General features: G+C 47.1%; 13 protein-coding genes. 11 read left to right on the top strand and 2 right to left on the bottom strand.

What is annotated here, in order from left to right; all coding sequences use genetic code 11:
* Nucleotides 1–20 precede the first annotated feature (20 nt).
* The 9 genes from D3222_RS26040 (at nucleotide 21) to fbaA (ending at nucleotide 10,135) form a co-directional block, all read left to right on the top strand.
* On the top strand, nucleotides 21–1,520 hold the full coding sequence (locus D3222_RS26040; protein WP_232832526.1) for an FAD-binding oxidoreductase: 1,500 nt from the start codon (nucleotides 21–23) through the stop codon (nucleotides 1,518–1,520).
* A 36-nt stretch (nucleotides 1,521–1,556) separates the two neighbouring features.
* Nucleotides 1,557–2,753, top strand: a complete 1,197-nt coding sequence (locus D3222_RS14270; RefSeq protein ID WP_118986760.1) for an acyl-CoA dehydrogenase family protein — start codon at nucleotides 1,557–1,559, stop codon at nucleotides 2,751–2,753.
* Between the two features lie 49 nt (nucleotides 2,754–2,802).
* Nucleotides 2,803–3,822 carry a methionyl-tRNA formyltransferase gene (locus D3222_RS14265; protein ID WP_118986759.1) on the top strand — a complete coding sequence of 340 codons (1,020 nt, stop codon included), beginning with the start codon at nucleotides 2,803–2,805 and terminating at the stop codon, nucleotides 3,820–3,822.
* Nucleotides 3,823–3,851: 29 nt separating this feature from the next.
* On the top strand, nucleotides 3,852–4,337 hold the full coding sequence (locus D3222_RS14260) for a cupin domain-containing protein (protein ID WP_157975337.1): 486 nt from the start codon (nucleotides 3,852–3,854) through the stop codon (nucleotides 4,335–4,337).
* A gap of 55 nt (nucleotides 4,338–4,392) precedes the next feature.
* A complete protein-coding gene (locus D3222_RS14255; protein WP_118986757.1) occupies nucleotides 4,393–5,610 on the top strand; it encodes an MFS transporter in 1,218 nt (405 codons plus the stop codon).
* Nucleotides 5,611–5,641: 31 nt separating this feature from the next.
* On the top strand, nucleotides 5,642–6,388 hold the full coding sequence (locus D3222_RS14250) for an SDR family NAD(P)-dependent oxidoreductase (RefSeq protein ID WP_118986756.1): 747 nt from the start codon (nucleotides 5,642–5,644) through the stop codon (nucleotides 6,386–6,388).
* A gap of 342 nt (nucleotides 6,389–6,730) precedes the next feature.
* On the top strand, nucleotides 6,731–7,750 hold the full coding sequence (gene epd, locus D3222_RS14245; protein ID WP_118986755.1) for an erythrose-4-phosphate dehydrogenase: 1,020 nt from the start codon (nucleotides 6,731–6,733) through the stop codon (nucleotides 7,748–7,750).
* Between the two features lie 82 nt (nucleotides 7,751–7,832).
* On the top strand, nucleotides 7,833–8,996 hold the full coding sequence (pgk, locus tag D3222_RS14240; protein WP_118986754.1) for a phosphoglycerate kinase: 1,164 nt from the start codon (nucleotides 7,833–7,835) through the stop codon (nucleotides 8,994–8,996).
* Nucleotides 8,997–9,058: 62 nt separating this feature from the next.
* A complete protein-coding gene (gene fbaA, locus D3222_RS14235; protein ID WP_118986753.1) occupies nucleotides 9,059–10,135 on the top strand; it encodes a class II fructose-bisphosphate aldolase in 1,077 nt (358 codons plus the stop codon).
* A 96-nt stretch (nucleotides 10,136–10,231) separates the two neighbouring features.
* Here fbaA and D3222_RS14230 read toward each other — a convergent pair whose 3' ends face one another.
* Nucleotides 10,232–12,979 carry an RHS repeat protein gene (locus tag D3222_RS14230; RefSeq protein WP_118986752.1) on the bottom strand — a complete coding sequence of 916 codons (2,748 nt, stop codon included), beginning with the start codon at nucleotides 12,977–12,979 and terminating at the stop codon, nucleotides 10,232–10,234.
* Between the two features lie 45 nt (nucleotides 12,980–13,024).
* On the opposite strand from D3222_RS14230, the gene D3222_RS25090 reads away from it, so the two are divergent.
* Nucleotides 13,025–13,198 (top strand): hypothetical protein, encoded by a 174-nt coding sequence (locus tag D3222_RS25090; RefSeq protein WP_157975336.1) that lies wholly within the window; start codon nucleotides 13,025–13,027, stop codon nucleotides 13,196–13,198.
* A gap of 708 nt (nucleotides 13,199–13,906) precedes the next feature.
* Nucleotides 13,907–14,584, top strand: a complete 678-nt coding sequence (gene ltrA / locus D3222_RS14220) for a group II intron reverse transcriptase/maturase (protein ID WP_255417039.1) — start codon at nucleotides 13,907–13,909, stop codon at nucleotides 14,582–14,584.
* Nucleotides 14,585–14,795: 211 nt separating this feature from the next.
* On the opposite strand, the gene D3222_RS25085 is transcribed toward ltrA, so the two are convergent.
* The coding region (locus D3222_RS25085) for a hypothetical protein (protein WP_157975335.1) at nucleotides 14,796–15,021 on the bottom strand (226 nt) is incomplete at its 5' end.

Raw genomic sequence — 15,021 nt, 5'->3', positions numbered from 1 at the left:
TTAGTTTCAAGGGGATATTCATGAACCAAAGTAGTAGAAGTTTGCAGCCGGTAGATCATATGGCGCTGCGGCAAGCACTGGAGCGCGTAGCGTATCTGGTTGGAGAGGAAAATATTACCTGTTACGAACCGAATGCTTCGACAGCATCATCTGTGTGCTGGCGGAATGTTAGCCAATTTAGGCATCGTGACATTCGTGCTGTAATTCGGCCTGGAACGATCGAGGAAGTTCAGGAGATCGTTAGGATCTTTAATTGCTTCAAGACTCATGCTGGATTGCACGCTATCAGCACGGGGCGCAACTGGGGGTTGGGCTCGGCACAACCGGCAACCGACGGTGTGGTCACAATAGATCTTCGACGTTTAAATGCGCTTCGTGAGATCGACTGCTCATCAGGGTGGGCGGTGATTGAACCCGGCTTCACACAGGTAGAGCTTGCACGTTTTCTGGTCGGCACTGATCGGATGCTGAATGTGACGGCGTCCTCTGGCTACACTAGCGTAGTTGGGAATGCACTTGATCGTGGTGTTGGTCTGCGCCGTCAGCGGGTTGATGATCTCGCCGGGCTGGAGGTTGTGTTACCAGATGGTGAAGTAGTCAAAGTGGGGTGGTGGCCGGATGAATCCAGGAAAACTGCCGTCAACCCGTATGGGCTTGGACCTGCTTTATTGCATCTGTTCACACAGTCGAATCTTGGGATCGTGACTGCGGCTGTCATCAAATTGCTTCCACGGCCGGAAAAACAGTGTGTTCTGAGATTGACTTTTCCTCGGGAGAACCTTCGAGCAGCGATCGCGGAATTGCGGCGATGGGTAGCTCAAGAGCTTGTCTCTGGTGTTCTTAAAATTTATGACACCATTTCCACTGAGTCATATGGAGGTCGGCCTGGTCAACATCTGGTGCTTTTGTGTGTCTCTGGTACACCGCGGCGAGTAGATGCCATAACCAAAATATTGGTTGAAGAAGCCACTATTTGCGCACTTTTCACTAGTGTAACCCAGTCAGACTTGGCTCCGGCTGCATCCAACGACTTCGTGCTACAAGTTGTCGAACATGCTTATGCTGGGGATCCCTCGCAAAATGAGCACATGTTGAGATCAGCAGTTGGTCAAGATGCTGATCATGTGGATTCTGCCGGAGGCGGTTGGATATTTTTCCTGCCGTTCATCCCATTTAATGGTGAGGCGATTGCCCGAGCTTTTGAGTTGATAGATTTAATCTACGAAAAAACAGGTATACGTGCAGGTACTACAGTCAATGCACTTTCAGCAGACCTGATTGATTTAGTGGTATCGTTTAAATTTACTCCAAATTCTGAGGAAGTCACTCTGGCCCATCAAGCGTTGGATCTGGCATATGAGCTTTTTGCTAATGAGGGATTCTTTCCATATCGGCTTGATATTGACCACGCGCATTGGCGTGAAAAATTAGCTCTCGATCCTTTGGGATATCAATTAGTACGTCAATTCACTCAATTGCTCGATCCAGATTCGATCATTGCTCCTGGTCGATACGTATGACTCAAGGGCCATTCTCATTATGGGAGAAAAAATGCTATGTCCACTGTAAATATAAGTGCTTGCAATACTACAGCAGTTCCCTCTACTGCCGTCGATATTCTTAAAAGTGTGCGGAAGATTGTTCCTATCTTGCGGGAACATTCTACCTTGATTGAAGAAAAACGTTGTTTACCACAATCTGTCGTTAATTTGCTAAGGAGTGCGGGTGTTTTTCGTGCCGCCATGCCAAAGTCTTGGGGGGGACCAGAATTAACTTCAATGCAACAGACAGAATTGGTTGAAATTATTGCCACCGGTGACGTATCAGCAGCCTGGTGCAGCATGATTGGGATGGATTCTGGTATCTATTCCGGTTTTCTCCCGGAACATGTTGCTCGGCAAATATATTCATCGCTTGATATGGCAAATTCGGGTTGGATTCATCCGCAAGGGCGTGCAGAGAGAGTCACTGGAGGATTTAAGGTTAGCGGCAATTGGCGATTTGGTAGTGGAATAACGCACTGCGACGTGCTGGTTGCGGGTTGTCTTGTCTACAAAGGTGGTGTACTTGAGCCTGATCCAGAGACGGGTGCGCCAGAGCAATGGCGTGTAATGGTTGCTAAGCCTTCTGATTATCAGATCAAAGATACCTGGTACACCACCGGCCTTGCAGGTAGCGGTAGCTTAGATTATTCCGCTGATCAGTTGTTTGTTCTTGAAGAGCACAGTTTCTCGTTTTCAAAGCCCTATCGGTCTGGACCGCTTCATAGCGCCCCTGATGCGATACTCAGGAAAATGTCTGGTGTCCCGCTGGGTATGGCTCGTGCATGCCTGGATTATGTGCGTGGCTTGGCTGCTCAACGCATAGACCGGGAAACCAAAATCCCTTGGGTAGATGATGTGCGCGTACAATCAGCGATAGCGAGTGCAGAAATGGAACTGGCCGCTGTTCGTTCCAGCGTCTATGGCAGTCTGGAAATACAGTGGAACAAACTTGCCAATGGGGATGCGTTTTCTATCGATGATCGTGTGGCAACCGCGCTTGCACGATACAACGCATTCCGTACCTGCCGTAACATTATTCAAACGATGTATGACCTTGTTGGAGGGGCATCTGTTTATAAGAAAGCACCAATGGACCGATGGTTGCGAGATGCTGAAACGATTTGTCAGCATGCAGTTGCACAAGATTCCATTTTGCAACTGACTGGCAAGGTATTACTGGGAGGAAAATCCACTAGCCCATTTTTCTAATATAAAAAATAAAAATAATTAAATATCTTAATAATAACCAGGGGGAAGTATGTCTAATCGACTGAAAGTCGTGTTATTTTCGGAAATAAATTCGAAATTGGGATCTCCATTTCTTCGAGTTCTTTCTGCTCATCCTTTAATAAAACTGATTGCAGTTGTCACGTCGCCGGAGAATGTCCTCTGTTCTTACTTCGTCAATGACGACACGAAGGTTGATATAGAGATTGAAGCTAAAGCGCTCGGTATTAAAGTCTTACGTCCTGTGCGAGTAAGTGCTCCTGGCGTTGCGGATGAACTGGAGAAGCTTGAACCTGACTATTTGATAGTCGCTAACTTCCAGCAGTTGTTAAGCCCGGAACTTCTGGCAGTACCACGCATTGCCGCAATCAATTTTCATCCCAGTCCTTTGCCTCGTTACGCAGGTTTGGCGCCTTTTTTCTGGATGGTGCGTAATGGGGAGAGTCAAAGTGCAATCAGCGTTATCAAGATGGACGAAGGGCTAGATACTGGGCCTATCATTATGCAGCGGCAGATTTCATTGACTAACCAGGAAACGACTATCAGCCTGCGTACTTTTCAGGAGAAACAGAATGTCCTGATGTTGTTAGATTTGATCCCTTCGCTTGCAAATGGCGCATTTACTTGTGTACCACAAGATCTCAGTAAACGTACTTACTATGGTCGTCCACAAGAACAAGACTACCTGCTCGACTTCAACTTAGATGCGAAGACATTACAGCGTCATATCCGGGCAGGATATCGTCATCCTGGGGCGCACTTCTTCCTCCCCGATGGTACCAAGGTGGTTGTTTTATCTGCAATAGTGCCTCATGGCGTAGATATAGGCGTCCCTAATTTCCCAGGATGCATTGTTCAAACAGCGACAGGCATTTTCATTGCGACGGCTGATGAATGGCTTCAATTACTCACAGTTGAAGTGAATGGTGTCGAGAGTCCCGTCGTGCCTAATACTATACCCGCGATTTTCAGACTGGCCCGTCAAATGACTACCAAAGATGAAATAGCGTTCAACACACAAGACCAAATGGCTTGTGTTACAGATTTCTAACGAGAGAGATGATGATGGTGAGTACGACTGTGGAGAACCAACCATTGCAGGTTGTAGAAGATGTAAGGCACACCTATTTGCCGGCTGGGACAGGCCCTAAGGTTTGGATGAGTGGCGATGAGTACCACATTTTGCTCGATGCAAAGGGCAGTGGAGGCATGATGACACTGCTGGATGCTCTGGTGCCGCCGACAAGCGGCCCTCCCATACATGCCCATAAGGATGTTGATGAGCTGTTTTTTGTACTAGATGGTGAATTGGAAATTATGGCCGATGGAGTGTTGTATCAAGTCAAGGCAGGGGGGCGCGTGTTTGTCAAACGGGGCATCCCACACGCTTTCATCAACCGTACCAGCGACCCCGTGCGCATGCTGATCTTCTATACCCCAGGTGGGGTGGAAGAATTCTTTTTGGCTGCCGGCCGACCCGTTATCAGTGGTGTTGCGCCACCAGCAGCCAATGAGGAGAGTACTGCCAGGGAAATAGAAATTGCATCACATCACGATATTTCCTAGGCAATAAATATTGTTGAACATTCAACGTCCCTGACCAGGGGTTAAAGAGGTAAATATGGTTAGTTCCAAACTAAGCGCATCACGTAGGGCGAATACGGATAAGGCTAACGAACCGCTGCCTGCTGCAATCTATATACTGGGCTTCGGCATTTTCGCTATGGTGACAAGTGAGTTCCAGGTTTCAGGGATGATTCCGGTTATGGCCAGCGATTTGGGGGTTACTATCTCGCAAATTGGCTATCTTGTTTCCCTGTATGCGTTTGCCATGGCCTTCGGTGGCCCGCTTCTTGCTATAGGGCTGCTGAAGACTCCACCCAAGACAGCCCTCATCATCCTTTATCTGATTTTTATCAGTGGCGAGACGTTGGGTGCACTTGCTGAGTCGTATAGTGCACTCATGGGGGCAAGATTGATCACTGGCGCTGTTTCTGGGGCTTTCTTTGGTGTTGCTCTGGCGATATGCGTAGAACTTGTTGCAGAACAGCGGCGAGGGTGGGCGACTTCCATTGTGCTTGCTGGAATCATGATCGGGACGATTTTGGGGCTGCCGATGGCTAATCTAATTGGCTCCCATATCGGCTGGCGTGAGAGCTTTTGGACGGTAACAGGTTTGGCTGCCATTGCCGGTGTGGTAAGTGTGGTTTGGATCCCTTCCATGCCGAGGCAGTCTGCTATTAGCTTAAGAGGTGAATTGGCGGCCCTAAAGAATCCGAAGTTATGGAGTGCTTTTTCCACCAGCATGCTGATCATAGGCGCTACCTTCGCTGCATTCACTTACTTCACACCCATTCTTAAGGATATTACGGGTTACAGTGATGGGGCAGTAGCGAGTTTATTGTTTATCTATGGGGCCGCTACGGTGATCGGCAACATGGTCGTTGGGAAGTTGGCGGATAGCCATACGGTATCTACTTTGTCGATTGGGCTGGTATTGCTTTCCATGTTTCTGCTGCTGTTTGGTCTATTCGCGGACGACAAGTCAATAGCTGCATTAGCGCTGGTTGGCATCGGTTTGGTTGGTGTAACGATGAATCCAGCTATGGTTTCACGTGTGATGCGGACTGCTAACGGACGTCCTTTGGTAAATACGCTGCACACCTCGGTCATTACACTGGGCATTGTCGTTGGAGCTTTCCTTGGTGGCTTGTGTATTAGTGTTGGATATGGCTTGCGAGCGCCGCTATGGGTTGGATTTTTCATGGCTATTGCGGGTCTCGTGACTTTGATCCCTGAAATTCGTTCATTACGTCGCGTGAACCCGGTAACTAGATAATAAGATTAGAATTTTATTCTTGGAGGTTAGTATGTCTGGTCTCTTTGGAAAAGTAGCATTGGTTACTGGCGGTAGTCGGGGTATTGGCGCTGGTATTGCCCGTCGCTTGGCGCTTGATGGCGCCCATGTAGTAATTACATTTGCCAATAACACAATTGCAGCGAAAAGCGTTCTGGATGATATCCAGAAATGCGGCAGTCTTGGAGAGGCGATTCAAGCTGATGCGGTGAATGCAGCGGCCATTGCATCAGTAATCGATCAGGTAATTCGGCAGTTTGGCCGCCTTGATATTTTGGTTAATAATGCCGGATACATGGACTCAAGTTTCAGCCCACTGCCAGATATTCCTCTGGGTACGGTGGATCAGACCATATTGGTGAATATCAGAGCTGCTTTCCTGTTTGCTCAATCGGCTTCGTCGTATCTTGGAGAGGGGGGAAGGATTATCAACATTGGAAGTTGTATTGCTGGCCGAGTTCCAGGTGCTGGCTTCACCCTGTATGCGATGAGCAAATCGGCAATGACTGGTTTGACGAAAGGGCTGGCGCGTGATCTTGGCGGAAAGGGTGTCACGGTGAACCAGATTTCTCCAGGCCCTATTGATACGAACATGAACCCTGTCAATGGTCCTAATGCCGATTTCTGGCGCGGGCTAACTGTCCTTGGCCGATATGGTTCAACAACCGATATTGCAGCCGTCGTGAGCTTTTTGGCAAGTGAGGCGGCTGATTTTGTCACCGGTGCGGATATTGCGGTGGATGGTGGAACAAATATTTAATTTGGGCGGCTATGGGCGTGTAGTGACTCATATAGTAACTCATAGCCGCTCTCAATACACTTATGTCTGAGGGCCAATCTTTGAATGTTCTATTTAAATAACCCCGAATAAATAGGTCATTATTTTGTAATCTTTCATTGTGTGAGTTGATCACTTTTTACTATTGCTATCAATTTCCTTTTCCCGTAATCTCATTATTTATAGCTGAATCGTTTCATTTTGTTGTCCGACGCGGTTTTCCGTGCTCGGTTTTGGTAATTTTGTGATAGACAATCAGTACATCAGTGCTTGAGTCAGTTATTCTAAGCGGTTGCGTGGTAATAACTATATTCAGGGAGTAACATGACAATCAAGGTAGCAATAAACGGTTTCGGCAGAATAGGGCGCAGTATTTTACGTGCTCTTTATGAATCTGGGCGCCGGGCTGAAATTGCGGTTATTGCTGTTAATGAGCTGGCGGATGCCGAAGGAATTGCTCACTTGCTGAAATATGACTCTAGTCACGGCCGTTTTGCCTGGGATGTGCGTCTGAATAATGATGTGTTGCAGGTTGGTGATGATAATATTCGTTTGTTTCATCAACCTGATATATCGATGTTGCCTTGGCAAGAATTGGGGATTGATATTGTTCTTGATTGCAGTGGGATTTATGGCAGCAGAGCCGATGGCAAGGCACATCTTGCCAGTGGCGCCAAAAAAGTGCTGTTTGCTCATCCGGGGGGTAATGATTTAGATGCGACGGTGGTTTATGGTGTGAATCAGCACTTACTGACAGCAGAGGATCGCATTGTGTCCAATGCTTCCTGTACCACTAATTGCATTATTCCCATTATTAAATTATTGGATGATGAATTTGAGATTGAATCGGGTACAGTGACAACCATTCATGCCTCAATGAATGACCAACCGGTGATTGATGCTTATCACAAAGATTTACGGCGTACTCGGGCTGCCAGTCAGTCTATCATTCCGGTGGATACTAAGCTGGCCGCAGGGATAACCCGGATTTTTCCAAAGTTCCGTGACCGTTTTGAAGCTATCTCCGTGCGTGTACCAACGATTAACGTTACAGCCATCGATTTGAGTGTTACGGTAAAATCTCCAGTAACTGTTAAAAAAATCAACGAATTAATGCAAAAATCAGTAGCTACTTCATTTCGTGGTATAGTTGACTATACCGAATTGCCGTTAGTCTCAACGGATTTTAACCACGATCCCCACAGCGCGATCGTTGATGGCACACAAACGCGAGTCAGTGGGCAACATCTGATTAAGATATTAGTCTGGTGTGATAATGAGTGGGGATTTGCTAACCGAATGTTGGATACAACGTTAACAATGGCTGCTATGGGTTTCAAATGAGCTGTTGTTGATCGACGGTCCATAATAGATCCGCACACGGCGCAAGATTAAATAATTTAGAGAATCAATGAGAGGATTCACCATGTCTGTAATTAAGATGACCGATTTAGATCTGGCGGGTAAGCGTGTTTTGATCCGAGCTGACCTGAACGTTCCGGTAAAAGATGGCAAAGTCACCTCTGATGCGCGTATCCGTGCTTCCTTGCCGACCATTGAGGCAGCATTAAAACAGGGTGCCAAAGTCATTATCACTTCTCACCTTGGCCGCCCTACTGAAGGCGAATACAATGAAGAATTCTCACTGAAACCAGTAGTAGACTATCTAGAAGAGAAATTATCTTCCCCCGTTCGACTGGAAAAAGAGTATCTGGAAGGCGTGGATGTCGCGGAAGGTGAACTGGTTGTGCTGGAGAACGTTCGCTTTAATAAAGGTGAGAAGAAAGACGACGAAACCTTGGCTAAAAAATATGCTTCCCTGTGTGATATTTATGTCATGGATGCATTCGGTACTGCTCATCGTGCACAGGCTTCTACTCACGGCGTGGCTAAGTTTGCTCCTGTGGCTTGCGCCGGTCCTTTGTTGTCCGCGGAGTTAGAGGCATTAGGTAAAGCGTTGGATAATCCGGCTCGCCCAATGGTAGCTATCGTTGGGGGTTCTAAAGTTTCAACCAAGCTGACCGTTCTGGATACGCTGTCTAAAATTGCTGATCAATTGATTGTCGGTGGCGGTATCGCGAATACCTTTGTTGCCGCGGAAGGCCACAATGTCGGTCGTTCTCTCTATGAAGACGGCTTGATCCCGGAAGCGAAAAAATTGCTGATAAGCTGTGATATTCCGGTGCCAACTGATGTTCGTGTGGCGACAGAATTCTCTGAAACGGCCGAAGCAACCTTGAAATCCACCAACGATATTAAAGATGATGAGCAGATCCTCGATCTGGGGAATGAGTCTGCTCAACGGCTGGCGGATATCTTGAAAAGCGCCAAAACGATTCTGTGGAATGGCCCGGTTGGTGTATTTGAATTCCCTAATTTCCGTCAAGGAACGGAAATTGTCGCGCGCGCCATAGCTGATAGTGATGCCTTCTCTATCGCCGGTGGCGGCGATACGCTGGCAGCGATCGACCTGTTCGGTATTGCTGACAAAATCTCTTATATCTCTACGGGTGGTGGTGCTTTCCTTGAGTTCGTGGAAGGGAAAAAACTGCCTGCGGTTGTGATGTTGGAAGAACGTGCAAAACAGTAATTAAGTCATGGCGGGTAACGGCTGGTTGGCTGATTACCCGCTCTAAACAGGACCCACGTAACATGTCTAAAATTTTTGATTTCGTAAAACCGGGTGTCATCACTGGTGATGATGTTCAAAAAGTGTTCGCTATAGCCAAAGAAAACAACTTTGCTTTACCGGCGGTCAACTGTGTAGGTACTGATTCAATCAATGCCGTGTTGGAAACCGCTGCTAAAGTTTGTTCTCCTGTTATCATTCAGTTCTCTAACGGCGGTGCTGCTTTTATTGCCGGTAAAGGTTTGAAAGCTGAAGGTCAACAAGCGGCTATTCTGGGTTCAATTTCTGGTGCTCACCATGTTCATCAGATGGCTGAACACTATGGTGTTCCCGTTATCCTGCATACTGACCACTGCGCGCGTAAATTGCTGCCGTGGATTGATGGCCTGTTAGATGCGGGTGAAAAGCATTACGCAGCGACGGGTAAACCTTTATTCTCTTCTCACATGATCGATCTGTCAGAAGAGTCTCTGGAAGAGAATATTGAGATTTGCAGCCATTATCTGGCTCGTATGGCAAAAATCGATATGACGTTGGAAATCGAATTGGGTTGTACTGGTGGGGAAGAGGATGGGGTTGATAACAGCCATATGGATAGCTCTGCTCTGTACACTCAACCGGAAGATGTTGCTTATGCTTATGAGAAACTGAATGCTATCAGCCCACGTTTCACTATTGCGGCTTCTTTTGGTAACGTTCATGGTGTTTATAAGCCGGGTAACGTTAAACTGACGCCAAAAATTTTGTGTAACTCTCAAGACTATGTTTCTGAGAAATTCAATCTACCGCATAACAGTTTGAATTTTGTTTTCCACGGTGGTTCCGGTTCTACGGCGGAAGAGATCAAAGAAGCGGTCAGCTACGGTGTTGTTAAAATGAATATCGATACTGACACCCAATGGGCGACTTGGGAAGGTACTCTCAACTACTACAAAAAGAACGAAGGCTATTTGCAAGGCCAATTGGGTAATCCAGAAGGCGCCGATAAACCTAATAAGAAATTCTACGATCCACGGGTATGGCTGCGTGCCGGTCAGGTTTCTATGGCTGCCCGTCTGGAACAGGCTTTCAAAGAATTGAACGCGATTGACGTGTTGTAATTGGTGAAAGGGTTCCCTCTGAGTTTTCATTCAGAGGGAACGTTAGCCGCATTCAGTAAATGATATTATTTTCTATTTAAAGTTCTATTACCAAATTTATGAGGTTCTCCGCATTCCTAGATTCTCAGCGATAGCCGCGGAGCGAATATTAATAGCCTCTGTTGATATTCTATTGATCTTCTGTCCTTTCAATGATTTTTTAATTGCTTTCATTGTCAGGAATTTGCCAACGCCTTTGAAATTATATTCTCTATTTATTGCAATCGCGGGTTCTGTTTCTTGCAGTCGCGCTCTTTCTTCATTACTAAGTTGCGTATAGGGATGAGCCAGTGCATAGTTGACATGTAATTCTGATTGTTTATTTTTTAAATCATGATAAACCTTAACTTCCATTGCGGCATAAATTTTTCTCTCGCCTGAATAATCATTTTTTTCGCTTTTATCCATTAAAGCGAAGAAATCCGTTGCGGCATAAAAATCAGGATGATTGCTTCTGTATCTATGCCCTTCTGCATATTCTGATATCGTATCTCTTATTGTTCTTGCCATATAACCGGATATTTCAGATCCCAAAGAAAGATTTGTTTTTGATTTCTCTGAAAGGGATCTGTTTTCTTCAAGTCGGCTATATATTATTTGACTTTGTTCTATACCCTTTAACAATTCTTCATGACTTAGCAAATAACCTGATGGATCGGAATCACCAACACGAACCACTTTCAATGATTTATTTTTTGTATAACTGCTTTCTTTCTCGTTCCATTTGACAACATGTGAATTTTTGGCTGCCAATTTAAATTTTAATTCATCAAGAAGACTCACCTCTTTGGTATATTTTCCTTTTTCAGGTGCTAATCCATTTTCATCCTGCAAACTTACTGGATTATTTCTCACCATTCGGTATAGATTCAGACCATCAATTGTTCCTGCTGGATCTGTACTTAACCATCTGCCTGACCACGGTTGATAATAGCGGTAACCGTAATAATACAGCCCGGTGGCATCCCGCTCTTTGCCTGAATAGCGAATAGTTTTATAGTTGGCTTCTGTTTGGCTGCTTGCTGCCCACAGCGCTGTGCCGCCAAATGGATAATACTCTTCCTCACTGATAATTTGCCCTTGATTGTCCAGTTCAAGTTGGCTGGAGCCGATCAGATTATCGTAGCTGTAACGTAGTTGGTTGTTGCTGATACCTTCTGGTTTAGCGCTCTCCCAATGCAACACCCGTACCTGCGCCCGACCCGCTTCACCTAGTATGATAACGTGTAACTCTTCTGTTGTTGTGGCGTTATTCTGAGTTGTGCGTAGTTCCAGCCCCGGCAAATAGATTACCCGCTGTTGCTGCGTGGTATTCTGAGTTTGCTGTTCACTCACTTTCAGTTGTCTCATTCCGTTGCTGCCGTAGCGGTACCATTCATTTCCTGGACCGTTATTGACTTGCTTTAATTCTCCTCGTGATGTCCAGACCAGCATCTGGCCGGGTAATAAACTGGTTTGGTGGCCTCCGGCATCAAATAACCTATCCACTTGATTGGGATCTGTTGTCAGCGTACTGAGAACACCTCGGTTACTGCGATTCGAGATGGTGATAGCTATGGTGTAATTATTTTGGGTAGCCGGTGAGCTGTGCCGAATTTGCGTCAGATTACCGCTGTGATCATAGTTGTAGCTGCGAGTATAGTTAGTGTAGGTATTGTTGTCGGAAGGTAGCGCAGGGGAGGAAAGTTGGTTATTTTGCTGACCTATATTCGCCATCTCGCGCCCGGTGGCACTGATAAGCTGATACAAGGAATCGTAGGTATAGTTATTCTCCGGGACCACTTTCTGATTGCGCCAAAAGCGGGTAGCTTCCGCATCGTTACGGATACTGATGACATTGCCTACTGGGTCATATTGATAGCGTAAATCTTGCAACACTTTGGCGTCTGATGGACGGCGGGTAGTGATACTAATAAGCCGTTGGGTTTCCGGTGCATAGTTGTATTCGGTGATAACTCCGTTACCGTGTTCTTCACGTAATTTTTGTCCCGCGGCGGAATAGGTCAGCGATTTGATAATGACTTGTTCGGCTTGACCTTTGAGTGTTAACCAACAGCCTTTTAACTGCCCGGCCACGTCATAGGCCAGCCGCTGGATGTTGCCTTTGGCATCGGTCTGGATAAGTAAAGCCCTGGTGGCATCGGTTGTATTTTGGGTGGTATAGACATCACTGCTCAGTTTTTTCTGCCAGAGGCTTTGGTCTTCGCCTATCCAATCGGCATCCAGGTTATCGATGAGCAGTTGTTGAGATTGTGATAGCACAGCACCCGTCAGAGAAAGGCTGTTCAGTTGGGTGAGTCCTGCCGTATCGTAATGGCGAACACACTGACCAGCAAGGTTGTAGCCTTTTTCTTGCGGCGTGTTTCCGGCCCAGATCAAGCGCTCGGTGGTTTTCTCTTCGGACTGTACCTGTTCGGTGATAGTGAGCAGCCGACCGGGTAGGGTGTTATCTTCATAGGTGTGGTTTTGGCGGACACCGGTTGCATTGATGGTCAATACTGGACGACCTTCAATATCGTTGAGGGTGATAGTTCGGCCAGCATCAACACCTTCTTCACGTAGAACCTGACCAGCAAGATTAAAGACGCGAATGAAATTTGGGCCGCTCTGGTTTTTATTCTTACGCGGATCGGTACTTTTTACCTGAAATCCTTGAATATTGAACTCATGGAGTGTGATCAGTTCGTCACTGTTTTCACTAGCTTGGGTTCGTAGATATTCCAGCGTGCGTACATTTAACTTCCGGTTATCCAATACACTGATCGATGGTGTTTTTGGATCGATTGCAGAATGATAATTGCTCATATTTTAACTCCTTAGACGGTATTAATCTTCAAAATAATTTAAGTTATGGCAACAACCAAGCGACCTTATATCACTAAACAGGCAAGGAAAGCGATTTATCGTGATGCTATTAATGCAAACGCGTTGGTAATTCTTGAGAATGTATTGATGGTAATTAAAGTTTCAGATGGCGGGCGTTATCGGCCAACCATCAGGAAAACAAGTGGTTGGCCGATTTGATATGTCGATGGTGCTTAAATAATGAATCATTTGTATCTCATAGTTAAATACATAACGGCAATTTCACTATCATTTAAAGTGAGCATAAGGAGATAGATTGCAAGCATGACGGTTTTCGAATTCAAGCGGCTAGTGTGTCACGAATGCACCAAAGTGTAAGCTTCGGGTGCAATGCTGTATCAAAGATGAGGGCAGGTCCCTCGGGATCGGCGTACAGGCGCAGGTTCCAAACCACCTTGAGCTGCATCAGTAAAGAGCTGTTGTAGTGAGCGTCAAGGAAAAAGGCGCAGGTAAATGCGTCAGGTAGGTGCTCAGGAGACGAGTGCAAGCGAACCATCGTTGAGGTGTCGAAAGCATAAGATGTCGTCAAAACTGGAGACTAGCTGCATTCCAGGCTCAGCTTGGGGGATGCCCTGTTTACTGTCCAAGTGGCGACCGGCATAGAGATGGCGTGAACTGAGTACAGGCTTTGATACGGAACGTGAGAACCTGTCGCCTCGATGCTAAGGGAGCGATCCAAGCGGAGACCCCGTAAGGATCTGAGTACCGATGCGAGGCACAGGGGCGGAGCAGTCCGTAGTAGTGAGGAAGATCCTGTAATGGGATTGGAGCGAAGGGGCTGCATCGTTCAGCCTTCAAGACAGAACAACCAGCAATGGGAGGATTCCGTTGAAAAAGGTAAAGTCATTCAATATTTCCAAAGCCATCGTGTGGAAAGCATACCAATATATCAAAGCGAACAGGGGAAGTACGGGTGTGGATCGCCAGTCGATCACAGACTTTGAGATGAACCTAAAGGCAAATCTCTACAAACTCTGGAATCGAATGGCATCCGGGAGCTACTTTCCGCCCCCGGTACGGCGGGTAGATATTCCCCAAAACGGCGGTGGTACACGACCACTGGGCATTCCGACTGTTTCAGATCGAATTGCACAGATGGTCGTCAAACAGGTACTGGAGCCAGAAGTAGAACCTCATTTCCACCCGCACTCCTATGGTTATCGACCCGGTCGGGCCGCTACTGATGCTGTCGGCGCTGCCCGGCGTCGGTGTTGGCACTTCGATTGGGTTGTTGATCTGGATATCAAGGCTTTCTTCGACAGTATGGATCATGAATTGCTTATGCGGGCAGTACGGAAACATACATCGTGCCAGTGGGTGGTGCTGTACATCGAAAGATGGCTTAGTGCCCCCGTTCAGTTGCCGGATGGGACAGTTCAGTCTCGGGACAAGGGTACGCCACAAGGTGGGGTTATCAGTCCGCTCTTAGCCAATCTGTTTTTGAATTATGCGTTTGACAAATGGATGCAGCGCAACCACCCGAACAAGCCATTTGAGCGTTATGCTGATGACGGTGTGCCACGAAGGCATGCACCGGGGACGTAAGTCCCCGTGCAGCTATGCAACACAAGAGATGAGGGCAGGCCCCTCGGTGTCGGCGTACAGGCGCAGGCACCAAACCCCCCACTGCTGCTGCGTTTAAGAGACGTGGTGGTGAGCGAGATGGGAAAAGGTCGGGCATGATCCGATCAGGTAGGGATCGAAGAGACGAACGAAAGTGAACCGTTGATGATGTGTCGAAAGCGTATAGATGATGTCAAAACCATGGTGGAGTCGTTCCTGTGGGATAAGCGCAGGGGGCGACCTGTTTACTGCCTGCGCGGCATCCGGCATAAAGGCGGCGTGAAGTCGATTCAGGCTCTTGTGGGGAACGTGGGAACCTGTCACCCGGGGCGACCTGTTTACTGCCTGCGCGGCATCCGGCATAAAGGCGGCGTGAAGTCGATTCAGGCTCTTGTGGGGAACGTGGGAACCTGTCACCC

The sequence above is a fragment of the Photorhabdus sp. CRCIA-P01 genome (assembly GCF_003545805.1).
Lineage (GTDB): Bacteria > Pseudomonadota > Gammaproteobacteria > Enterobacterales > Enterobacteriaceae > Photorhabdus > Photorhabdus antumapuensis.
This window is presented reverse-complemented; position numbering and strand designations above follow the sequence as displayed.